The organism is Embleya sp. L77, from assembly GCF_055557415.1.
The window spans coordinates 5,820,414-5,840,703 of sequence record NZ_CM145709.1 but is presented as its reverse complement, the minus strand read 5'-3'; the positions used below and the strand labels follow the sequence as shown (position 1 = coordinate 5,840,703).

The following is a 20,290-nucleotide window of genomic DNA, read 5'->3' as shown; positions in this document are numbered from 1 at the left end:
CCACCAAGATCCACCGGACCCGGCCTAAGCCAGTGCGTTGACGATCGTGCCGAACACCGTCGGCAGGCGGTGGGCCGCGGGGACGATCAGGCGGGCCGTGTGCGGGCGGGCGCGGGCGGTGAGGAGGGTTTCGGTGAGGACTCGGTGCCGGCGGGACAGCCGGCGCCAGTCGGCTTCGTAGCGCTCGGGGCAACCCGCGACGAGGGCGGCGACCAGGGCCCGGGCCGAGGCCAGGGCCAGCGCGATGCCCTCGCCGGTGAGCGCGTCGGTGTAGCCGGCCGCGTCGCCGACGAGCAGGACGCGGCCCGCGACCCGGGTGCGCACCCGGCGGCGCAGCGGCCCCGCGCCGCGCACGTCGCCGGCCGCCGCGCCCGCCAGCCGGGCCCGCAGTGCGGGGAACGCGGCCAGGTGCTCGTCGTAGGGCCGTCCGCGCGGGCCCAGGACCGCGACGCCGACCAGGTCCGGCCCGACCGGCGTCACGTACGCCTCGCCGTGCGGGGACCAGTGCACCTCGACGAAGTCGGTCCACGGCTCGACCGCGTAGTGCCGGCGCAGCCCGTACCGCCGGGCGCGCCGATCCGGCGGCGTCGGTCCCAGCGCGGCCCGGATCGGCGAGTGCAGGCCGTCCGCGGCGACCAGCCAGTGTGCGGTCAGTCCGGCGGCGGTCACCCCGTGTGCGTCCTGGTGCACGTCGCCGACCCGGCCGACCCGGTGCTCGACCCCGAGCGCGCGCGCCCGTTCGTACAGCGCGGCGTGCAGCGTGGTGCGCCGGACTCCCAGCCCCGGCCCGGTCCGGAACCGGGCCTCGACCGCGTGTCGGGCGTCCAGGTACCGGATCCCGGCCAACGGCCGGCCGGCGGGCGTGATGCCCAGTCGGGCGAGCGCGGTCACGCCCGTGGGCATCAGTCCCTCGCCGCAGGCCTTGTCCACCGGCGCCGGCCGCGGCTCCACCACCACCACGCGCAGCCCCGCGAGCGCACCGTGGATCGCGGTCGCCAGGCCGGCCGGCCCGCCGCCCGCGACGAGCAGGTCGATCACGCGGTCGCCGCCGACAGCGCGGCCGACTCGCAGCGGATCCGGACCACCATCAGCGCGGCGTTGAGCGCGGTGAAGGTGAGCGCGGTGACCCACGCGCCGTGTACGAGGGGCAGCGCCAGGCCCTCGACCGCGACCGCGACGTAGTTCGGGTGTCGCAACCAGGTCAGCCGATACGGTCCGCTGCGCACCAGCGGCAGCCCCGGCACGACCACCACCTGGGTGTTCCAGCGCGGGCCGAGCGCGATGATGCACCACCAGCGCAGCGCCTGCGCGGCAAGCACGAGGACGACCATGGTCCAGCCGAACCAGGGCACGAACGGCCGCTCGGCCGGCCACACTTCGAGCACGCATGCGGCCAACAGGCCGACGTGCAGCACGACCATCGGCGGATAGTGCCGCCGGCCGCTGACCACGCCGCCCCGGGCCAGGCTCCAGGCCAGGTTGCGTCGGGCCACCACCAACTCGACGACGCGTTCGACGGCGACCAGGCCCACCAGGACGAAGTACCAGTACATCGCGCCTACCACTCCACGAGGACGAGTTCGGAGCAGAACCCCGGGCCCATCGCGATCATCAGGCCCGGCGTACCGGGTTCGGGCCGGGCGGCGATCGTGTCGCGCAGCACGTGCAGTACCGAGGTGGACGACAGGTTTCCCGTCGCGGCCAGCGAACGCCACGTCAGATCGAGGGCGCCGGCCGGGAGTTCGAGCGTCTCGGCGACGGCTTCGAGCACCTTGGGGCCGCCCGGGTGGCACACCCACGCGGTGATGTCGGCCGGGCTCAGGTCGTGTTCGGCGAGGAAGGATCGCACGTCGCCGGCCAGGTACTCGCGGACCACGTCGGGGACGTTCGGGCCGAGCACGATCCGGAACCCGGAGCCGCCCACGTCCCAGCCCATCACCCGGGCCGAGTCCGGATACATGCGACTGCGGCCGGCCACCACTCTGGGGCCGCGCCCCGGCCCGGTGCGCGCGTCCCCGCAGGCGACCACCGCCGCCGCGCCGTCGCCGAACAGGGCACCCGCGACCAGGTTGGCGATCGAGGCGTCGGCGCGTTGGAGGGTGAGCGAGCACAGTTCGACCGAGACCAGCAGTGCGACGTGCTCGGGCCACCCGCGCAGGTAGTCGTGCACCCGGGCGATCCCGGCGGCGCCCGCGACGCAGCCCAGGCCGAACACCGGCAGCCGTTTGACGTCGGGGCGCAGGCCGAGCCGGCCGACCAGGCGGGCGTCGATCGAGGGCACCGCGAGGCCGGTCACCGTGGTGAACACGATCAGGTCCACGTCGAGCGCGCTCAGCCCGGCGGCGCCGAGTGCGGACTCGATCGCCTCGGCCGCGAGCTCGACCGCGACGTCCAGGTAGGCGTCGTTGGCCGCGCCGAAGTCGTCCAGCTTGGCGTAGTGGTCCAGGGGCAGCGCCAGATGGCGGGTGTCCACCCGGGCGCTCGCGTGCAGCCGGTCCAGGACGCGGCGATCGGCGCCGACCGGCAGACACAGCCCCGCGAACGCCTCGGTGATCTCGGCCTGTGGATATCGGTGCGGCGGCAGGGCACCACGGACGGCGGCGATGCGGGTCACGGCGAACCCCCGGCTGGATGAGGCGACGGAAATGCGGGACGGCGAACGGGTGTGACTGCTGGGGCGGTTGCGCCGAACGGGTGCGGGAACGCTGGAACAGTGCCCAGCGGGAACACCGAACCCACGTCGTTTGCCCGCGCACGCGACCCGCATGCGCCCGTCCCGCGCCGACTCCCGGAAAGGTCACCCACGTGAGCGAAGCCGCAGCGCCGCGCCGCCCGCCCGTGACCGCCCCCGCGCGCCCCCGCGAACGGGCCCCTGCGGTCGGCCTCGTGCTCGCCTGCCACCCGGGCCCGACCGTGGCCGTCACGGCCCTGGTGACCGCCCTGGCCGCCGCGGCCGGCCGGGACGCCGCGGGCTGCGCGCTGGTCGGCGCGGCGGTGCTCAGCGGGCAGTTGTCGGTCGGGTGGTGCAACGACGCGGTGGACGCCGCCCGCGATCGGGCTGCCGGGCGGACCGGCAAGCCGGTGGTCGCCGGCCTGGTCGGGGCCGAGCGGGTGGCGCTCGCCGCCGGTTCCGCGCTGGTGTTGTGCCTGCCGCTGTCCTACGCGTCGGGGCCGGCGGCGGGCACCGCACATGTGGTCGGGGTGGCTGCCGCGTGGACCTACGACCTCGGGGTCAAGGGCACCGCCTGGTCGTGGCTGCCCTACGCGGTCGGCTTCGGCAGCCTGCCGGCGTTCGTCGCGTTCGGGCTGCCCGGGCGGCCGGCACCCACGTGGTGGATCGTCACCGCCGCCGCGCTGCTGGGCTGCGGCGCGCACCTGGCCGACGCGCTGCCGGATCTGGACGTCGACCGCGCGGGCGGCGTGCGCGGCCTGCCGCACCGACTCGGCCCGACCGGCATCCGGGCGCTCGCACCGCTGCCGCTGCTCGGCGCCACCGCGCTGCTGGCGTACGGCCGCCCGGACCGGTCCGGGCGGCTCGCCCTGGTCGGTGCCGGTGTCCTGGCCGGGGCGGGTGCGCTGCTCGGCGGCCGGCGGCCCGGGGTCCCGTTCGCCGCCGCGATCGCCGTCGCCGCGATCGACGTGGCCCTGCTGCTGCGTCGGGGAGCCGGTATCGCCGCACACGGACGCGGATCACGCGGGGTCCGACGATCATCACACCAATGCGCGTAGACCGTGGCCTGCCAGAGCGGTTTCGGTATGCCCTGGAAAAGCGTCCGATGAGGTGATATATACCGATCACTGCTTGACATTCTGTCAAATTGGATCTTCGTATTTAACAATCTGTCCCATTGTCCAGTTCAGAGCACCAGGAAATCATTCATGCCCATAGCTCGATCCCGGATTCACACAAACCGCCCGCAGATCGGGCACCGCGAGCCAGCTCGTACCGTGCCGGCCCCCCTGTTGTCCCCTCATACCTGGAGGAACCCGCACATGAGCGGACGCCTTACCCACCGCCGCCTGATCGCCTGCGCCGCAACCTTGATCGCGGGCTCCATGCTCCTGACCGGCTGTGGGGACGACGGCGGCGACAGCGCGCTCGGCAAGAAGGACGAGAACGCGCCGTTCTTCAAGATGCTCCCGCCGGACGTCCAGAAGTCCGGCAAGCTCCAGATCGGCTCGGAGATCGCGTACGCGCCGATCGAGTTCATGAAGGGCGGCAAGGCCGTCGGTGTCGACCCCGAGCTGGCCGCCGCGCTCAGCAAGCAGCTCGGCGTCAAGTACGAGTACAAGAACTCGCCGTTCGACTCGCTGATCACCGGGATCACCTCCAAGCGCTTCGACCTGGTCATGTCCGCGATGACCGACAAGAAGGAGCGGCAGGGCCAGGGCCTGGCGTTCGTCGACTACTTCCGCGCCGGTACCTCGATCCTGGTGCAGAAGGGCAACCCGCAGAACATCAAGTCCCTCGACGACCTGTGCGGCAAGATCGTCGCGTTGCAGCAGGCGACGACCAACGAGGATGTCGCGATCGCCCAGTCCAAGAAGTGCGAGGAGTCGGGCAAGGGCGCGATCACGATCCAGAAGTACGAGCACGACGGCGAGGCCCTGCTCAAGCTCAAGAGCGGCGCCGCCGTCGCCGACCTCAACGACTTCCCGGTCGCCGCGTACAACGCGCAGACCTCCGGTGACGGCAAGGACTTCGAGGTCACGGGCGATCAGATCGATGCCGGGCTCTACGGCATCGGCGTCGGCAAGGACAACACGCAGCTCCAGCAGGCGCTGAAGTCGGCCCTGGAGGCCCTGATCAAGAACGGCGAGTACGCCAAGATCCTGGCCAACTGGAAGGTCGAGGCCGGCGCCGTCTCCGAGGTCACCATCAACGGCGGCACTTCCTGATCCGAGGTCCGGCCCCGTCGCCCAGGGCGGCGGGGCCGGACCCGGCGGACCGTCCCCCCATCGGTCCACCCGCGCCCGCGCCCGCACTCGTGCTCCAAGAGGAGGTCACCTTCCCGTGACCACACCCCCACCCCCCGCCGCCTCCGACAAACAGCCGGCCCACCGGGAACACATCAAAGCGATCCCGGTGCCGCACTACGGTCGTTGGGTCGCCGCCGTCGTGGTCCTGGCCCTGGTCGGCCTCCTGATCAACGCGTTCGCGAACGCGAAGATCCACTGGAGCGTGACCGGCGATTACCTGTTCGACGAGCAGATCATCAAGGGCGCCGTCAACACGCTCAAGATCAGCCTCTACTCGATGGCGCTCGGGCTCGTGCTCGGCGTGCTCGCCGCGATCGGGCGACTCTCCGGCAATCCGGTCACCTCGACGGTCTCGTCGCTGTACATCTGGTTCTTCCGCGGCACGCCGGTCCTGGTCCAGTTGCTCATCTGGGGCAACCTCGCGCTGATCTTCCCGACCATGCTGGGCCACAACACCAACGACGTGATCTCCCCGACCATCGCGGCGCTGCTCGGCCTCGGCATCAACGAGGGCGCGTACATGGCCGAGATCGTGCGATCGGGCATCCAGTCCGTCGACGAGGGTCAGACCGAGGCCGCACACGCGCTCGGCATGTCCAAGGGCCGCACCCTGCGGCGCATCGTGCTGCCGCAGGCGATGCGAGTGATCGTGCCGCCCACCGGCAACGAGTTCATCAACATGCTCAAGACGTCCTCGCTGGCCAGCGTCGTGGTGTACCCCGAGGTGCTGCAGAAGGCGAAGGACGTGTACACCAACAACCTCGCGGTGATGGAACTGCTCTTCGCGGCCTGCTTCTGGTACCTGCTGCTGACCACCGTCTTCAGCATCGGCCAGTACTACCTGGAACGCCGCTTCTCGCGCGGGGCCAGCCGGGCGCTGCCGCCCACCCCGCTCCAGCGGATCAGGGCCAACCTGTTCCCCACCCGGCGTCCGGGAGTCGAGATCCGATGACGACCAATTTCGACAAGCCCACGCCCGGGGCGGCGGACCCGGTGCGACCGATGGTCAAGGCCGAGGACGTCTGCAAGTCGTTCGGCGCGCTGGAGGTGCTCAAGGGCATCGACCTGGAGGTCGGCTCCGGCGAGGTCATGTGCATCGTCGGCCCCTCCGGCTCCGGCAAGTCCACCTTCCTGCGCTGCATCAACCACCTGGAGAAGGTCAACGCCGGGCGGTTGTGGGTGGACGGCGAACTCGTCGGCTACCGGGAGAAGGACGGCAAGCTCTACGAACTCCGGGACAGCGAGGTCGCGCTCAAGCGGCGCGACATCGGCATGGTGTTCCAGCGCTTCAACCTCTTCCCGCACATGACCGCGGCGGGCAACATCATGGAGGCGCCCACCCAGGTCAAGGGCATAAGCAAGCCCGAAGCCCGGGAGCGCGCCCACCAGCTCCTGGCCCGGGTCGGCCTGGCCGACAAGGCGAACGCCTACCCCGCCCAGCTCTCCGGCGGGCAGCAGCAGCGGGTGGCCATCGCCCGGGCACTGGCCATGGACCCCAAGCTGATGTTGTTCGACGAGCCGACCTCCGCGCTCGACCCCGAACTGGTCGGCGAGGTCCTGGACGTGATGCGCGACCTCGCCCGGGACGGCATGACGATGATCGTGGTCACCCACGAGATGGGCTTCGCCCGCGAGGTCGGCGACTCGCTGGTGTTCATGGACGACGGACTCGTCGTCGAGTCCGGAGTGCCGCGCGAGGTGCTGAGCAACCCGCAACACGAGCGCACGAAGGCATTCCTGTCCAAGGTGCTCTGACACCGCTCGGTTTCGCGTGTCGTGCTCCGTCCGGGGTGGTCATCCGCCCCGGACGGAGTAATTCCGTTCGCGCTCCGGGCCGGGTTGGGTAGGGGCAGGGTGCCACCCGGCAGGGAGCCCGGGGACCCACACCGCGGAGGAATCCGTCATGCCGCACACCGCCGACCGCCTGGCCGCGCTGGCCCAGCAGGTACTCGGCCGTCCGACCCCGATCCGCATCCGGGCCTGGGACCGCAGCGAGGCCGGACCGCCGGACGGCCCGGCACTGGTCGTCCGCAACCGGCGGGCGCTGCGCCGACTGATGTGGAAGCCGGGCGAGCTGGGTTTCGCACGCGGTTGGGTGTCCGGCGACCTCGACGTGGACGGCGACCTCTACGACGCGCTCGACCGGTTGTCGGGCATCGCGCTGCACCGCGACAAACCGGCGCCCGGGAGCACCACCCCGGCTGCCCAGGGCCCGGACGGCCGCGACCGCCGCCCCGAACGCCCGCGCCCGTCCGCGCGCGTCGCGCTGGGCATGCTGCGCCCGGTGGGCGAGGCACTCACCCTGACCGGGCTGCCGGTACCGCCGCCGGCACCCGCCGAGGAGGTCCGGCGCCGCCGGGGCATACTGCACAGCCTGCGCCGCGACCAGGAGGCGATCCGGCACCACTACGACGTCGGCAACGACTTCTACGCGCTGATCCTGGGCCCCTCGATGGTCTACTCGTGTGCGTACTGGGACCGCCCCGACGCGACGCTGGAGGACGCCCAGCGCGCCAAGCTCGACCTGATCTGCCGCAAGCTGGCCCTGGGGCCGGGCATGCGGCTGCTGGACGTGGGTTGCGGGTGGGGCTCGATGGCGCTGCACGCCGCCGAGCACTACGGCGTCCAGGTGGTCGGCATCACCATCTCGCGCGAACAGGCCGACCTGGCCCGCAAACGTGTCTCCGAGGCGGGCCTGACCGGCCGGGTCGAGATCAGGATCCAGGACTACCGCGAACACGCCGACGGCCCCTACGACGCGATCTCCTCGATCGGCATGGCCGAACACGTGGGCCGGATCCGCTTCCGCGAATACGCCGACATCCTCTACGAACTCCTGCGCCCCGGCGGCCGGTTGCTCAACCACCAGATCGCCAGACGCCCGTCTCCGAACGAAGCGGCCTACCAGGTCGACGAGTTCATCGACCGCTACGTCTTCCCCGACGGCGAACTGGCACCGGTGGGCCGCACGGTCTCGGTCCTGGAGGAGGCGGGCTTCGAGATCCGGGACGTGCACGCGCTGCGCGAGCACTACGCGACCACGCTGCGCGCGTGGGTGGCCAACCTGGAGGCCGCCGCGGAGCGGGCCGAACGCCTGGCCTCCCCCGGCCGGGTGCGCGTGTGGCGCCTGTACATGGCCGCGTCGGCCCTGGCCTTCGAACAGAACCGCATCGGCGTCAACCAGATCCTGGCGATCAAGACGCCGGCCTCGGGACGCTCGGGGATGCCGCCGACCCGGACCATGTGAGCGGCGGGGGCGAGCGGTCGGGGCGGCCCGATGGGACGACCCGGACGGCCTCGCCGACCTGGTCGAGCGGGCCGCGTTCGTACCCGCCCCGGATCCCGCGCCGGTCGATCACGGGCAGGTCGCGAGGCGATCGGCGAGTGGGGGGCCTTTACATGCCACGCGCGACGCCCGGTCCGGATGCGTCGTCGACAAAGTCCGTGGTGGGGACGCCCGTTCGTGGATGTCCCCACCACGGGGTGGTTCAGTCGAGGTCGGTTGCCTTCTCCTCGGTGGTGTTGCGGTGGAAGTGGAACGGGCAGTGGGTTCCGCCCAGGCCGATCGTGGTGACGCGTTCGAAGCGGAAGCCGTGGCGGTCCGGGTCGATCGCCTCGATCCAGGCGCTGTCGAACGCGCACAGGGCGGGGGTCAGTTCCGGGGCGGAGTTGGCGACCAGTACGTCGTGGTAGAAGCAGCGGTGCACGTCGAGAAGGTAGTTCCGGTCGTCGTCCGCGGGTCGGTCGAAGGTGAACGTGGCGCCGAAGGATTGCTCCTCGCGGGACTTGGACAGCGCGACCATGGCCGTGAACGGGTCGGGTGCGGCGTCGAGCATGGCGAGCGTGCCGGCCCGGAACGTCGCGTGAAACGGTTCGATGAGCGCGGCCCGAACGAGGGCGAGGGCGTCCTCGCGACACAGGTGCGGCAGCAGGGTGCGGTACGCGGCGACCAGCACGAGGGTCAGCCGCAGGTTGTGTCGGGACGGCTCGTCGTCGATCAGGTGTGCGTTGGCGACCTCGAGGTCGGCGTGCAACGCGCGGATTGCGGCGGGGAGTTCGTCCGGGAGCGAACGCGCGCGAACGGTTTCCGCGAGGTGGTCGAGGAACGCGTCGAGGAGGATTGCGGTGTCGCGATCGGGGTCGGGGACGTAGCCGCCCTCGCCGATCTCGATGTCGAAGTGGTCGGTGGCCATGGAGGTCCTTCCGAGACGGGCTCGGTTCCGACGCACGGACACGGCACCACCGGGCAGGCAGGGCCGGCCGCACTCGCGAACCGAGCGAGCACGGCAGCGCGCTCCACCGACCTACCAGGCGCTGACGAACTTGGATGAGTGTCACTCTTGCGCCCGCCCAGTCTGGCAGACGCGCGGTGACCCTGTCCCGCCCGCCGACGAGCCCCGCGGCACCGCCGCCCGCCGTGACAAGACCACAGCCTCGTGCGCAGCCGCAATCACCCTCGCGGCGACCCTGCTCCGGCTCCGACGCCCCCATGGAAGAGACGCGCTAGAGAGTCTTCCAGGGGTTCGACGACCCGCAGTCCACCCGACCGCGCGACCCGACGTGCCATGTCCACTGGCCATCGCCGGTCACCGTGACGCCGTGCTGTTCGCGTCGGGGTTCACCGCGCGCCCGCCACGCTTGGTACGCGGCCTCGATCTCTCGCCAAAGATCGCGCGGACCGCCCTCGTTCACCTCGAACGAGGCCGCGTCCGGTACGTAGTCGACGGATGCCCAGGACTCCCCGTCGGCGTACCACGTGGTGAACTCCCCTGCGTGCGCGCCCGATCCGAAGAACGTACGTTGCTCGACCTCGGGCAGCCGAAGCCCGATCGCGAAATCCGCGTGCTCCTCCTGGAGGGGTCGCGGATCCGTCGCCGTGTGGCGGACCCTGCACGCACTCGGGTCCGCGATCACGTCGCCCACGAACCGCCTGGCCTCGAACCTCGGACGTTGCGACCGGGCCCACATGAAGTTGACGTTCCCCACGAACCGGCCGGACGCCGTGCCGTCGCCCGCGACGACCAGGCGCAGGAGCCCGGAGTTGTGGTACGCCGTGCCCCAGGGCGTGACGATCACCCCTTCGGGCCGGACCTGCTCCACCCACGCGTAGGGCACGTTCCGTACCGCCATGGTGGCGATGAGCCGATCGTAGGGGGCGCCCTCCTTGTACCCGTGCAACCCGTCGCCGACGATCAGGGTCGGCATCGGGTCGGCAGCGCGCAAGGACTCGTGTGCCTGGATCGCCACGAGGGGATCCACCTCGACCGAGGTCACCCGGCCGCCCTTGAGCGCGGCGGACAACAACGCGGTGGACCACCCGGTGCCGGTCCCGATTTCGAGGATGTGGTGATCCGGGTCGACGTCGAGTTGTTCGAGCATGTGCCGCACGAGCGAGGGTTGCGACGACGACGATGTCGGGATCAGGTTGCCGTCCGGCATGCCGTCATCCATCTGGGTGACAAGCGGGATGTCGGCCGCCACGGCCTGCGCCCACGCCTCGGGGTCGGTGTCGCGGTCGATCCGATCGCCACTCCCCCACACCACCGCCGGGACATACGAGCTCCGGGGCGTGTCCGCGAACACGCCGTCCCAGTCGACCAAGGTGCTCACTTGTCCTTCTCCTTGTCGCGGTCCTTGTCCTTCGGCGGCACGGGCCTGTCCCATTGGCCGTCCTGCTGCCGTCGGGGGGTCTTGGCGTCGCCGTCCTTGTCGTCCTTGGCGTGGTTCCCCATCGTCGTGCCTCCCGAATTGGTGGGTGTCGAGCCGGTGTCGGTCGGTGCCGGCATCGATATCGGTATCGGCGTCATCGCCCCTGCTCTTCATCGAACAAGAACGGTGGTTCCGGCCAATCGGCCACCGCACCCAACAGGCAGCCGACTCGTTCGAGATCGGCCAACAATGCGAACCACTCGGGACCGTCAGGCGGTTGAACGGTCGCCAACATGCCCTTGTCCACGGCGCACAATTCCGTCAGCGTGCCGTCCGGCCGAAGGGTCGCGTCCTCCCCGCCGACGTACCGCACGCTCCGGTACAGAATCGGCGGAGGGGGCCGAAGAATGACCAAGTCCCGCACGCAGCAGGCAAATTCGATCCCACTACGCAACCGCAGGTGAACCTGCCGCCCCTGCACGTCCATAAGCACACCCTCGCGACCCGAATAGGCGTCGCGACACCACGCGTGCCGATAGCGCTCGAAAAACGCCCGCCCCCGATCGCGATCCCCCTGCGTACTCCCCGAAGCCCGCTGCCGCGTGCTCATCGGGCGTACCGTCCGTCCTGATACGGCCTGCACAACCATGCCGAGAACCCGCGCGCCCGCCGAAACCAACGCCAACCCAGGCGAAACCACGCGCGCCGAAGCGGCACCGGGGATGGAGCGAATGAGGGAGTCTCGGCGTCTCGCCCACCGAGCCACTCTCGGACCAGCAGGCACAACCGCTCGTCCTGCTCCTCGCGCTCCCCGCCGTTCGGCATACGCACCCGACCACGTTGCGTCCATCCGATTTGATCTGTCACAGGAACTCCCGAACCTTTCGGGCGAATTGGTGTACCTGTGAACCTAGAAACCGCGGGCTGGCAAGACCAGGGACGCCATGGGCCACCTTGCTCGCCGGGTAGGGCGCCACGTCCTACCCGGCACCGATCTGTAGGCGGTCGGCTAGGGAAAGGATTGGGGCCGTGCGGCGACGCTCGCGGGAAGCGAGGTCTGCGACTACTCGGCGAGACGTCGCGTGATAGCGCATCCATTCGGGGGCGGTGTGTTCTGCCTTGAGCATGGCGCGGGTTGCCCGGTCGTCGTTGGCGAGGTCGATGTGGGCGAGGGCGCGGTCGACGTAGTAACGCGCCTGCCACGTGGGCGGCAGGCTGGTCAGGTCGGTAATGCGCCGTGCTTCGACCAACGCCTGCTCGGGCCGGTCCATTTCGACGAAGGCGTTGACCGTGGCGACGCCGGCATTGGTGGGGCCGAATGGCGTGGCGTAGTCGATGCGGTCGGTGCCGATCCGGGCGGCGGCGGCATTCGCGAGCCGCAGGAGTTCGGCGGCGGTGTCCTTGCGCTCCGCGCGTACGGCGGCCGAGGCGGCGCGTAGGAGCAGAATGCCCCACAGCGCCACGTCGATCAGCGGTGTCTTCGTCCACGACGGCTCGATCTTCTCCGCGGTTGCCTCGGCCACCCGCTGCGCGTCGTCTATCCGCCCCTGCTTGCTGAAGATCCACGACAGCGTCGACATGCCCATCACTTCGAGTCGGGGGTCGTCGGAGCGCCCGGCCGCGATCCTGGCCCGCTCCATCGCCGTGTATGCGGCGTCCTCCTTGCCGAGCGCGGCCAGAGTCGTCGCCGCGACCTGGTATGCCTCCGCCAGGACGGCGAACGAGGCGGCGCGGTCGGCCCCGGAGTGTTCGCGCGTCGCGGAGCGAGCATCCGAGATGAGGCGCGGCAATACGGCGGCGATCTCCGACAATCTCCCTTCACGCCGGATCGCCTCCGTGGACCTCAGCGACGCCCGCAGATCGAGGACGGACGGCGATTCCCCGTCTGCGACCTCCATTTCGTCTTCGATCAACTCGGAGACCGGGGTCACAGCCCGCCGAAGCGCCAACAGGCTGGGTAGTGGATCCCGGTGCGCCGCGCCCTCGAACGTGGTCGGCTGCCCGATCAGGATCGACGTCTCCACATCGAGCGCGCTCGCGAGTGCGTTGAGCGTGGAGAGCCGGGCCGTGAGTCGTTGGTTCTGTTCCAGCTTGCGAACGACGTCGACCGAGACCCCCGCAACAGCGGCAAGCGACTCCTGGGTGTGGTCCCTACGCACACGCAACCGCGCGACGCGATCCCCGATGCTGTCTTGCATGGTTCCGACTCCCGGCAAGGTAGGCGCTCACCCCACGATACGCCCGCAGATCGGCCAAAAATTGCGGGAACCGACCACCGGTTCGCGTCCTACGATCGGTTACGCGCCCATGCCCTTTCCCCGCGGGAGTCGGCAGCGATGATCCGGGCAGTCATCAAGGAGTTGGAAGCATGCAAGGGACCCGAGACGCAAGCATCACAACGTGGCGCAAGAGCACGTACAGCAACGGAGATCAAGGTGAATGCGTCGAGGTCCGCGACGATCTCCCTGGCCTCGTCCCGATACGCGACTCGAAGGGCCCGAGCATCGGGCACCTGACAATCGGCACGGCATCCTGGACAGCACTGATCAACGCCCTCCGGAACTGACTCGACCCCGGCCGCACCCGCGTACTACGCGATGCGCAAGCGGTCGGCGAGCGCGAGGAGCGGCGTCGGCTCGTGGCGCTCGCGGGAGGCGAGGTCTGCGACTACTCGGCGGGATGTGGCGTGGTAGCCGCATCCCTTCCTGCCGGATGACCTCAGTCGGCCTCGACGACACCCGGAAATCCAGTGCCGCGTCAGGCGACGTTCGCCGTGCCGGCGTACCGAATCACGCGCATGGCTGCTTCCGGGTGATCGCGCACGCAGTCACGGCGCGCCTGGGACGTCGTGCCATGGCTGGACGGTCATGCTTTCGGCGTTATGCCGGTTCCGGCGGTACAAAACGCGCGCGTAGGAGTCCCGTGTCGAGCGAAGAGAACAAGAGATTGGTGCGCCGCTTCTACGCGGAGATCGACAAGGGCAACATCGAGGCCATGGACGACCTCGTGGCCGAGGATTACCAGGATCATTCACCGCCACCGTTTCCGGGGCTCGGGTCCGGTCGCGAGGGGCTCAAGCAGGCGTTCCGTCTCTTCTGGAAGGCCACGCCCGGGACCCACGAGATCGAGGACCAGATCGCGGAGGGCGACAAGGTGGTGACCAGACTGACGGCCTACGGAGTGCACGAGAGAGACCTTCCCGGCATTCCCGCCACCGGTAACCGGCTCACGATGACGGCGACGGTGATTCACCGCATCGAAAACGGCAGGCTCGCGGAGAAGTGGTCGGACAAGGATGTATTCGGTTTCCTCCAGCAGCTCGGCGTCATCCCGGCGCCCGGCGGTACGCCGGAGTAGACCGGGCGACACCGGGACCTCGGACCCGGCGGACGGAATGCCGGACGAGTGGGGTCCGCCCACGGCGGCGTACGTTCTTCGCCGCGACCGCTACCACGAAATCCAGCCCGCGGGAATCGAGTTCGTGCGGGAATCGCCGACCTGCCCGTAGCCCACGTCCCACGTCCCACGTCCGCCATGAACGGGCGGGAACCGCGGCCCACCCGAGATGGCGCTGTCAGCTGTTGCTCGGCCACAGGACGGGGGCGGCGCACTCGTCGTACTGCTGGTTGCAGGCGATGTTGCAGTCCTGCCACTGCGGATACTCCGTGAAGACCGCGCACTCGCTCTCGCAGGAGTCGTAGCGTTGGCCGCACATGATCAGCAGTTGCCTCTCCTCCTCGGTCCACATCGGAACGATCCGGTCGTCGGCGGCTGCGTGCGGTGGGCGCGACGTGTACCGGCCGGTGCTGCGGTAGACGGATGCTTCGGCGTGGAACCCGGGCGTGGTCATAGTGGTGCTCCCGTCTGCGTGGCCGGGCACCGAAGCCCTCGGCCACCGGTCGGCCGGCGGCGACGCGCCGAACGCCCCGAGTGCCGTCCGCGCGACCGGCCCCTCCCTGTCAAGATTACGCTCGCCGGGCCTGCCCGTCTGCCGCCCGCGGCGGCGTCACCCGGCCGTCCCGGGCAGCGGCCCGCGGTCCCGCCCGAACTGTCGATCGGAAAACTCGCCGCGAGGATCGACCGAGGCTCCGAGGTGCGTACCGGGGCGAAGCGGAGCAGGCTGAAAGTACGAGCGACCCGGAAAGTGTGGGCGACTCACCACCGCGTGACGTCCGGTCCGTCGCCCACTGTGACCGCGTACCCATCGAGGAGCGCGTACCCACTGAGGAGTGCGGGAGATGAGCAAGGACGAGCCGCAGGGCGGCCCCGTCCGCAGCGGCGAGGCTCGGCCCCGCCGAGTGCGGATCCCCGGGTTCATCCAGGACGAGGAGATCGGCCTCGGCGACGCCGTCAAGCGCGTGACGTACGCGATGGGGGTCAGGCCCTGCGGTGGTTGCGAGCGGCGCGCGGCCGCACTCAACCGCCGGGTGGTGCTGGGGCGTAATCCGGGTCCACGGTCCGGGAGTTACTGAGTTCGGTTACCGGCTGCCGAGTCACCCAGTTCCAGGAGTCACCCAGTTCCAGGAGTCACTGATGGAGCAGGAATACCAGGACCAGGAATACCAGGACCCAGTGGACGACGAAAGGACAGGCGAGCCCGACCGGTTCCGACCTGCCGAGGCAGCCGAGGCTGCGGCCCCCGCGCCCGACTGTGGTTGCCGAGGCGAACTGCGGGCCTGTGGCGAGAGACCGGGGCGGGACGCTCCGGGGCTCGACCCTCCGACGCCCTCCTACGTCTACGTGCTGGGCCAGATCGACTTCCGGTTCCCGAGCCTGTCGGTCGAGAAGGAGGTCGCTCAGAATGTAGGGCGGGCCGAAACCGAGAGGCTGACCGACCGACAGGCGGTCCGTGCCGTCATCTCGCAGCCCGAGAACCGGTACCTGGCACGGCAGTTGTGCTATGTGCTGAGCGTTCAGGGGATCGACACGTACCTGCTGCGTCCGCGCGATCCGGTGGAACTCGATCTGCTGATCGAGGCCGTTCGCCCGGAGCCCCGCGCCTCCGATCTGGACCTCGTCATCGGAATTCGCGGGCCGCTGGCACCACCCGGTCTCTGCAACGGTCTGACGATCCCCGTCGTGACCTTCGACCAGATCTACTCGTTCGACACCGGGGAGTTGGTGAAGGCGATCGAGCGGCCCGAGCAGATGAGCCCCGAGGACTTCGAGCCGGCCTCCCACGACCTGCTGCGGCGGGTCATGCAGTTGGGCGACAACGCCGGCGACACCGACGAGCATCGCGCCCTGAACTACCTGGCGGTCCGCTATCCGCGGATCTACCAGAAGACCGTGGAAGCACACGCGGCGGACGCTTCCCTGAGTGCGGTCGGCTTCTGCGACTCCCGGCTGAGCGGCACCCGACGGATCATCGACGTCCTGTTCTCGTACACGAGTCGCCGAACGGACGTCACGGAGAAGTGCTTCGTACGCGTGGACGTCACCGAGGAGTTCCCCTTCCTGGTGACCAAGCTGTCGCCGTACTACGACCGCTGAACGGCGTACGAGGCGAGCAACGAAAGCAGAGGTGAGCAGACGTGCGAATTCCAGGCTTCAACGCCCAGTCGGCGCTCTACCGAACAGGCGGACACTATCGATCGGGTCGGTACGGTTTCGCAACGAGCCATCCTGCCGTCGGACCGCAGGGTGAGGCTCTCTTGTCGATCTGCGAGCTGGAGTGCCGGCAGATCTGCCGGAGCATCTGCATGCGGCACCCCGGAAGCAGGGCCTGCCGGGACTGCCGGAAGGACTGCGTGAACGAGTGCGAGTCCCCGTTCCTCGGCTGATCAGGCGGCGGAGCGGGTCGGATCAGGCCGGGGCGGATCGCACCGGCGGGGATGGCAGCGGGTCGGATCGCGGCGGACCGGATTCGGATCGGAGCGATCATTCGGATCACCTCACAGGGACGGTGCACCGGTGGAACCGTTGGATCTGATCAGGCTCGCTCCCTTGATGGCGCGCACCTCGGGCCGGCCGGACGTCGGGGTGGGGATGATCGACGGATCGGTGGCCGCCGAGCATCCGGGGCTCGCCGGCCGGAGGATCCTCGTGCTGCACCGGGCCGGTGGCGGCCGCCGCGGCGAAGACTGCGGTGCGGCGGGAGGCGGTTCCTCATGCCGGCACGGCACCTTCGTCGCCGGCGTCCTCAGCGCCGGGCGGTCCTCGGTGGCGCCCGGCATCTGCCCGGGCTGCACGCTGCTGGTCCGCCCGATCTTCGCGGCGGACCGGCCGGGCCGCCGGGTGGCGCCCAGCGCGGGGTTGGACGAGTTGGCGGCCGCCATCGTGGAGACCGTCGACGCGGGTGCCCGGGTGCTGAATCTGAGCGTCGCTCCGGAGCGGCCCTCCGGCACGGGGCACCGCGCGTTGGAGGAGGCCCTGGACCACGCGGCGAATCGGGGTGTCATCACGGTCGTCGCCGCCGGGAACCAAGGCAGGCTCGGCACGTCCGCGATCACTCGGCACCCGTGGACGATTCCGGTCGTCGCGTACGACCGGCGGGGACGGCCGATGAACCTGTCCAACCTGGGGGGATCGATCGGCGGCGGCGTCGGCGCACCCGGCGAGGGCATCGTGAGTCTCGGCGCCGACGGCCGTCCGCTCACGCTCACGGGTACCAGTGCGGCCACCCCGTTCGTCGCCGGCACGGTCGCCCTGCTGTTGTCGGAGTTCCCGGCCGCGTCGGCCGCCGAGGTGCGCGCGGCCGTGCTCCGGGGCGGCTCGGCGTCGCGGCGCACGGTGGTGCCGCCCCTGCTGGACGCCTGGGCTGCCTACACCTCCCTGGGTGCCGTCCGCCGCCACCGGGCGTGACCGTCGTCGTTCGGTTCGCGCTCGTTGCCGTGCACAGGCCCCACGGGCCACTCTTGCGTTCGCAGCCGAAGGGGACTCGTGCCACCCGGCGAGCCCCGCCAACGCACTTGATCGCCGTGGCGCGCGGCATAGCGGGGATGTACATCGAGTGGCGGCGCATGGAGCGGTCCGGACTGCGCCAGGCGCAGGAGTCGGTCCTGCCGCTGTGGGAGCGAACGCGGCGATTTCGCGCGTACTCGTCGTGGCTGATCCCTGGCCCCCTCCAGACTCGCGCCTACACCCGCGCTCTGCTCTCGGCGATTCGGGACCGACGTGTGGTGCCCGACGACCTGGAGGCCGCCGTGGCGGTCCGCATGGACAAGCAACGGGTGATCCACGAAGGCGGGCGCCGCTTCGCGATCGTCATGGAGGAGAGCGTCCTGCGGCATCGGATCGGCGGGGCGGACACGATGGCCGGACAGCTCGGCCACCTCCTCTCCCTCGCGTCGTTGCCCTCCGTCAGCCTCGGCATCGTCCCGCTGTCGGCGGATCGGACGGCGCTGTGGCCGGTGGAGGATTTCTGGATCTTCGACGGCGAACAGGTCAACGTCGAATTGGTGTCCGCCTTCCTGACCATCACCCAGCCGCACGAAATCGGCATGTACGCGAGGACGTTCGCCGAACTCGCCGAATTGGCGGTGTACGGCGTGTCCGCCCGTTCGCTGATCACCGCCGCCGTCGACGCGCTCCGGTGAATCCGCGCAAGTCCGTGCACGTTCGTTGAGCGCGGGCGCTGCCCTTCCTACCGTCGAAGTCATGGCGGCAGGCAGCGAACACACGGGACGGCCCCAGGCGGCCGTACGCGCGTTGCGGGCCTACGTCATCCGAAAGGCCCGCCGGCAGTACGCACCACGGAGTACACAGGAGGCAAGCACATGACCAGGTACGAGTACCGCACATCGAGCCGTTGCGACTACAACAACAATCCCCGCTGCGTCGAGGTGGCGACCAACGTACGTGGTGTCGTGGCTGTCCGGCACAGCGCCACGGGTAGCGTTCAGGAGTACACCCCTGCCGAGTGGAACGCGTTCATCGAGGGCGCCAAGGCGGGAGAGTTCGACCTGACGGCGTAGTTCGCCGGACAGCGAGAGGAGCGCCCGCGTGACGAGATGCCCCGTGTGCGGTGCCGAGACCATCCCGGATCCGGAATGGCCGACCGCGCTGTTCTGTCTCGTCTGTACGAAGGTGACGAACACACTTCGGCGACGACACCCGATGAACGAGGTGCCACGCTACAGCGGGGCTGCGCGAGCACTCCGGGAACTACGCCGACTCACCTGATCCGGTCCAGCGCAAGGCCCCCCGCTTCCGAACGGAAGCGGGGTTTCAATCGACGCCGAACATCTCCCGGCACCGGTCCAGGCCCTCGATCCCGGTGCGGATGGTGCGGTGTTCTCGCCATGCCTCTCGGGTCAGGCGGAGGCGGCGGAGTGGGCGTGGGGGGCCGGATTCGTCGGCCGGGAGGATCTCGATGCCGTCGTCGGCGTAGCCGAGGCGTCGGGAGACCGCGAGGGACGGGGCGTTGTCCGGGAAGGCGGAGGAGATCGCCCAGCGGGCGTCGAGGCCGGTGAAGGCCAACTCCAGCATCGCGGCGCGCATCTCCGTGCCGAAGCCGTGGCCCTGGTGGGCCAGGCCCAGCCAGGAGCCCGAGCCGACTTCCCGCCGACGGGCGAAGTCCTTGGCGCCGCAGTCCTGCGTACCGACGATCACGCCCTCGTACACGACCGCGAGGATCAGTCGCCAGTCGTCCGGCTCCCAGTTCGCCCACGAGGCCCAGTAGTGCTTGAGGCCGTTGCGGGCGAAGGCCGGTTGCGGTTGACGTGTCCACGGCTCGTTGAACGGCATCCGGTCCGGGGCGTGGATGCCGCGCGCGGCCAGTTCCACGAGCGCCACCAGGTCGTCCTGGCTCGCCGGTCGAAGCTCCAGTCGAGGCGTGATCAACCGTAGGCCGAACACCGGCCAATGGTCAGTGAGCATGGTCGATTCTCGACGGAACGCCCGGCCCGCCGCGAGCGAATTCCGTCGCCGTAGCCGCCGCGCCCACCCGCTACCGCTCCCCCGTCGTCGGCGCCAGCCCGTGCAGCAGCAAGTCCGCGAACACGTCGCCCACCTCGCGCGGCGACATCGGTCCGTCGAGCTGGTACCAGCTGTTCAGGTGGTGTACGCCGCCGAAGAAGTTGTGCGTGGCGATGTCGGCCGACACGTCCGCGCGCAACAGACCCTCCCGCTGGCCCTGTTCGATCAGCGCGCGGAAGCGCTCGTGGTAGCGCCGCCGTTCGGCCCGGATCTCGTTTCGCTTGTCCGGTGCGAGCAGGTGCATCGAGCGGAAGTAGACGACCGCGTCGTCGATGTTGTCCAGCGTGGTGACCACCACGTCCGCCGCCGCCTCGCGCAGTCGGTCCACGACCGGCTCGGGGCCGTCGGCGATGGTGTTCAGCCGCTCCGTCTGCATCGCGAGCATCCGGTGATAGATCTCCACCAGGAGGTCGTCCTTGGACGCGTAGTAGTGGTACATCGCCCCCTTGGTCACCCCGGCGGCGGCCACGATCTCCTGGACCGAGGTGCTCTCGAAGCCGCGCTCGGCGAACATCCGCGAGGCGATCCGCAGCAGCCGCTGCGGCAGGGGTGTCCCATCGGCCTCGGACAGAACCGGTGTCGCGTTGTCGCGACCTCTAGCCGCCATGATGTCCAACCTTTCGAGGGAGCGTTCGACGCTACCCTAGCCAAGATACCGACCGGTCGGTACCGTATTTCGCGCACGGCACGTTTCGCGCACCCTACGGCCACGAAACCCGAGGCCACGAAACGTCCCCGCCGT

22 protein-coding genes and 1 pseudogene are annotated in these 20,290 nt (G+C 70.0%); 12 read left to right on the top strand and 11 right to left on the bottom strand.

Annotated features, from left to right (window positions below; genetic code table 11):
- Window positions 1-24: 24 nt before the first annotated feature.
- From ACZOOI_RS25015 to ACZOOI_RS25005, 3 genes are read right to left on the bottom strand one after another with little or no spacing between them, the layout of a single operon-like run.
- Window positions 25-1,038, bottom strand: coding sequence for an NAD(P)/FAD-dependent oxidoreductase (locus ACZOOI_RS25015; protein WP_465277933.1), 1,014 nt, complete (start codon window positions 1,036-1,038; stop codon window positions 25-27).
- Window positions 1,035-1,553, bottom strand: a complete 519-nt coding sequence (locus ACZOOI_RS25010) for an isoprenylcysteine carboxyl methyltransferase family protein (RefSeq protein WP_465277932.1) — start codon at window positions 1,551-1,553, stop codon at window positions 1,035-1,037. Before ACZOOI_RS25010 ends, ACZOOI_RS25015 begins: the two co-directional genes overlap by 4 nt.
- 5 nt (window positions 1,554-1,558) lie before the next feature.
- Window positions 1,559-2,614 (bottom strand): type III polyketide synthase, encoded by a 1,056-nt coding sequence (locus ACZOOI_RS25005; RefSeq protein ID WP_465277931.1) that lies wholly within the window; start codon window positions 2,612-2,614, stop codon window positions 1,559-1,561.
- Window positions 2,615-2,805: 191 nt separating this feature from the next.
- Between ACZOOI_RS25005 and ACZOOI_RS25000 the strand changes: the two genes are divergently transcribed.
- From ACZOOI_RS25000 to ACZOOI_RS24980, 5 genes are all read left to right on the top strand, one after another.
- Window positions 2,806-3,729: a UbiA family prenyltransferase gene (locus ACZOOI_RS25000; protein ID WP_465277930.1), complete on the top strand. Its 924-nt coding sequence runs from the start codon at window positions 2,806-2,808 to the stop codon at window positions 3,727-3,729.
- Window positions 3,730-3,993: 264 nt separating this feature from the next.
- Window positions 3,994-4,899 (top strand): ABC transporter substrate-binding protein, encoded by a 906-nt coding sequence (locus ACZOOI_RS24995; protein WP_465277929.1) that lies wholly within the window; start codon window positions 3,994-3,996, stop codon window positions 4,897-4,899.
- A 115-nt stretch (window positions 4,900-5,014) separates the two neighbouring features.
- Entirely contained in the window at window positions 5,015-5,932 is a 918-nt protein-coding gene (locus ACZOOI_RS24990) for an amino acid ABC transporter permease (protein ID WP_465277928.1), read from the top strand.
- Window positions 5,933-5,973: 41 nt separating this feature from the next.
- Entirely contained in the window at window positions 5,974-6,735 is a 762-nt protein-coding gene (locus ACZOOI_RS24985) for an amino acid ABC transporter ATP-binding protein (RefSeq protein WP_465281280.1), read from the top strand.
- A 148-nt stretch (window positions 6,736-6,883) separates the two neighbouring features.
- Complete coding sequence (locus ACZOOI_RS24980; RefSeq protein ID WP_465277927.1) at window positions 6,884-8,227, top strand: class I SAM-dependent methyltransferase; 1,344 nt, start codon at window positions 6,884-6,886, stop codon at window positions 8,225-8,227.
- A gap of 241 nt (window positions 8,228-8,468) precedes the next feature.
- On the opposite strand, the gene ACZOOI_RS24975 is transcribed toward ACZOOI_RS24980, so the two are convergent.
- From ACZOOI_RS24975 to ACZOOI_RS24955, 5 genes are all read right to left on the bottom strand, one after another.
- Window positions 8,469-9,173, bottom strand: a complete 705-nt coding sequence (locus ACZOOI_RS24975) for an L-2-amino-thiazoline-4-carboxylic acid hydrolase (protein WP_465277926.1) — start codon at window positions 9,171-9,173, stop codon at window positions 8,469-8,471.
- Window positions 9,174-9,483: 310 nt separating this feature from the next.
- Window positions 9,484-10,590: a methyltransferase domain-containing protein gene (locus ACZOOI_RS24970; RefSeq protein WP_465277925.1), complete on the bottom strand. Its 1,107-nt coding sequence runs from the start codon at window positions 10,588-10,590 to the stop codon at window positions 9,484-9,486.
- The gene (locus ACZOOI_RS24965) at window positions 10,587-10,712 is read right to left on the bottom strand and encodes a hypothetical protein (RefSeq protein WP_465277924.1); all 126 of its coding nucleotides are present in this window, start codon (window positions 10,710-10,712) and stop codon (window positions 10,587-10,589) included. The genes ACZOOI_RS24970 and ACZOOI_RS24965 overlap by 4 nt, the downstream gene beginning before the upstream one ends.
- A gap of 71 nt (window positions 10,713-10,783) precedes the next feature.
- A complete protein-coding gene (locus ACZOOI_RS24960) occupies window positions 10,784-11,239 on the bottom strand; it encodes a hypothetical protein (protein WP_465277923.1) in 456 nt (151 codons plus the stop codon).
- 370 nt (window positions 11,240-11,609) lie between these two features.
- Window positions 11,610-12,827, bottom strand: coding sequence for a helix-turn-helix domain-containing protein (locus tag ACZOOI_RS24955; RefSeq protein WP_465277922.1), 1,218 nt, complete (start codon window positions 12,825-12,827; stop codon window positions 11,610-11,612).
- A 170-nt stretch (window positions 12,828-12,997) separates the two neighbouring features.
- Between ACZOOI_RS24955 and ACZOOI_RS24950 the strand changes: the two genes are divergently transcribed.
- Window positions 12,998-13,195: a DUF397 domain-containing protein gene (locus ACZOOI_RS24950; RefSeq protein ID WP_465277921.1), complete on the top strand. Its 198-nt coding sequence runs from the start codon at window positions 12,998-13,000 to the stop codon at window positions 13,193-13,195.
- A gap of 356 nt (window positions 13,196-13,551) precedes the next feature.
- A complete protein-coding gene (locus ACZOOI_RS24945; RefSeq protein WP_465277920.1) occupies window positions 13,552-13,986 on the top strand; it encodes an ester cyclase in 435 nt (144 codons plus the stop codon).
- 217 nt (window positions 13,987-14,203) lie between these two features.
- Here the strand turns inward: ACZOOI_RS24945 and ACZOOI_RS24940 are convergent, their stop codons facing one another.
- Window positions 14,204-14,479 (bottom strand): hypothetical protein, encoded by a 276-nt coding sequence (locus ACZOOI_RS24940; protein ID WP_465277919.1) that lies wholly within the window; start codon window positions 14,477-14,479, stop codon window positions 14,204-14,206.
- 388 nt (window positions 14,480-14,867) lie between these two features.
- Here ACZOOI_RS24940 and ACZOOI_RS24935 point away from each other — a divergent pair, with 388 nt between their 5' ends.
- From ACZOOI_RS24935 to ACZOOI_RS24915, 5 genes and pseudogenes are all read left to right on the top strand, one after another.
- Entirely contained in the window at window positions 14,868-15,101 is a 234-nt protein-coding gene (locus ACZOOI_RS24935; RefSeq protein WP_465277918.1) for a hypothetical protein, read from the top strand.
- 61 nt (window positions 15,102-15,162) lie between these two features.
- A complete protein-coding gene (locus tag ACZOOI_RS24930; protein WP_465277917.1) occupies window positions 15,163-16,122 on the top strand; it encodes a cyanobactin maturation protease PatG family protein in 960 nt (319 codons plus the stop codon).
- Window positions 16,123-16,542: 420 nt separating this feature from the next.
- Window positions 16,543-17,433 carry a S8 family serine peptidase gene (locus tag ACZOOI_RS24925; RefSeq protein ID WP_465277916.1) on the top strand — a complete coding sequence of 297 codons (891 nt, stop codon included), beginning with the start codon at window positions 16,543-16,545 and terminating at the stop codon, window positions 17,431-17,433.
- Between the two features lie 107 nt (window positions 17,434-17,540).
- A pseudogene (locus ACZOOI_RS24920) lies at window positions 17,541-18,167 on the top strand (DUF5753 domain-containing protein); the annotation flags it as partial.
- A gap of 180 nt (window positions 18,168-18,347) precedes the next feature.
- The gene (locus tag ACZOOI_RS24915) at window positions 18,348-18,545 is read left to right on the top strand and encodes a DUF397 domain-containing protein (protein ID WP_465277915.1); all 198 of its coding nucleotides are present in this window, start codon (window positions 18,348-18,350) and stop codon (window positions 18,543-18,545) included.
- A gap of 253 nt (window positions 18,546-18,798) precedes the next feature.
- Here ACZOOI_RS24915 and ACZOOI_RS24910 read toward each other — a convergent pair whose 3' ends face one another.
- Complete coding sequence (locus ACZOOI_RS24910; RefSeq protein ID WP_465277914.1) at window positions 18,799-19,449, bottom strand: GNAT family N-acetyltransferase; 651 nt, start codon at window positions 19,447-19,449, stop codon at window positions 18,799-18,801.
- A 70-nt stretch (window positions 19,450-19,519) separates the two neighbouring features.
- Window positions 19,520-20,155, bottom strand: a complete 636-nt coding sequence (locus ACZOOI_RS24905) for a TetR/AcrR family transcriptional regulator (RefSeq protein ID WP_465277913.1) — start codon at window positions 20,153-20,155, stop codon at window positions 19,520-19,522.
- Between the last annotated feature and the right edge of the window lie 135 nt (window positions 20,156-20,290).

What these genes read in the sequence shown, in the direction of transcription:
- ACZOOI_RS24905 (WP_465277913.1), bottom strand. Translation starts at nt 20,155, where the DNA reads ATGGCGGCTAGAGGTCGCGACAACGCGACACCGGTTCTGTCCGAGGCC.
- ACZOOI_RS24980 (WP_465277927.1), top strand. Translation starts at nt 6,884, where the DNA reads ATGCCGCACACCGCCGACCGCCTGGCCGCGCTGGCCCAGCAGGTACTC.
- ACZOOI_RS24940 (WP_465277919.1), bottom strand. Translation starts at nt 14,479, where the DNA reads ATGACCACGCCCGGGTTCCACGCCGAAGCATCCGTCTACCGCAGCACC.
- ACZOOI_RS24955 (WP_465277922.1), bottom strand. Translation starts at nt 12,827, where the DNA reads ATGCAAGACAGCATCGGGGATCGCGTCGCGCGGTTGCGTGTGCGTAGG.
- ACZOOI_RS24915 (WP_465277915.1), top strand. Translation starts at nt 18,348, where the DNA reads ATGACCAGGTACGAGTACCGCACATCGAGCCGTTGCGACTACAACAAC.
- ACZOOI_RS24910 (WP_465277914.1), bottom strand. Translation starts at nt 19,449, where the DNA reads ATGCTCACTGACCATTGGCCGGTGTTCGGCCTACGGTTGATCACGCCT.
- ACZOOI_RS24995 (WP_465277929.1), top strand. Translation starts at nt 3,994, where the DNA reads ATGAGCGGACGCCTTACCCACCGCCGCCTGATCGCCTGCGCCGCAACC.
- ACZOOI_RS24975 (WP_465277926.1), bottom strand. Translation starts at nt 9,173, where the DNA reads ATGGCCACCGACCACTTCGACATCGAGATCGGCGAGGGCGGCTACGTC.
- ACZOOI_RS24965 (WP_465277924.1), bottom strand. Translation starts at nt 10,712, where the DNA reads ATGGGGAACCACGCCAAGGACGACAAGGACGGCGACGCCAAGACCCCC.
- ACZOOI_RS24950 (WP_465277921.1), top strand. Translation starts at nt 12,998, where the DNA reads ATGCAAGGGACCCGAGACGCAAGCATCACAACGTGGCGCAAGAGCACG.
- ACZOOI_RS25010 (WP_465277932.1), bottom strand. Translation starts at nt 1,553, where the DNA reads ATGTACTGGTACTTCGTCCTGGTGGGCCTGGTCGCCGTCGAACGCGTC.
- ACZOOI_RS24930 (WP_465277917.1), top strand. Translation starts at nt 15,163, where the DNA reads ATGGAGCAGGAATACCAGGACCAGGAATACCAGGACCCAGTGGACGAC.
- ACZOOI_RS24935 (WP_465277918.1), top strand. Translation starts at nt 14,868, where the DNA reads ATGAGCAAGGACGAGCCGCAGGGCGGCCCCGTCCGCAGCGGCGAGGCT.
- ACZOOI_RS24960 (WP_465277923.1), bottom strand. Translation starts at nt 11,239, where the DNA reads ATGAGCACGCGGCAGCGGGCTTCGGGGAGTACGCAGGGGGATCGCGAT.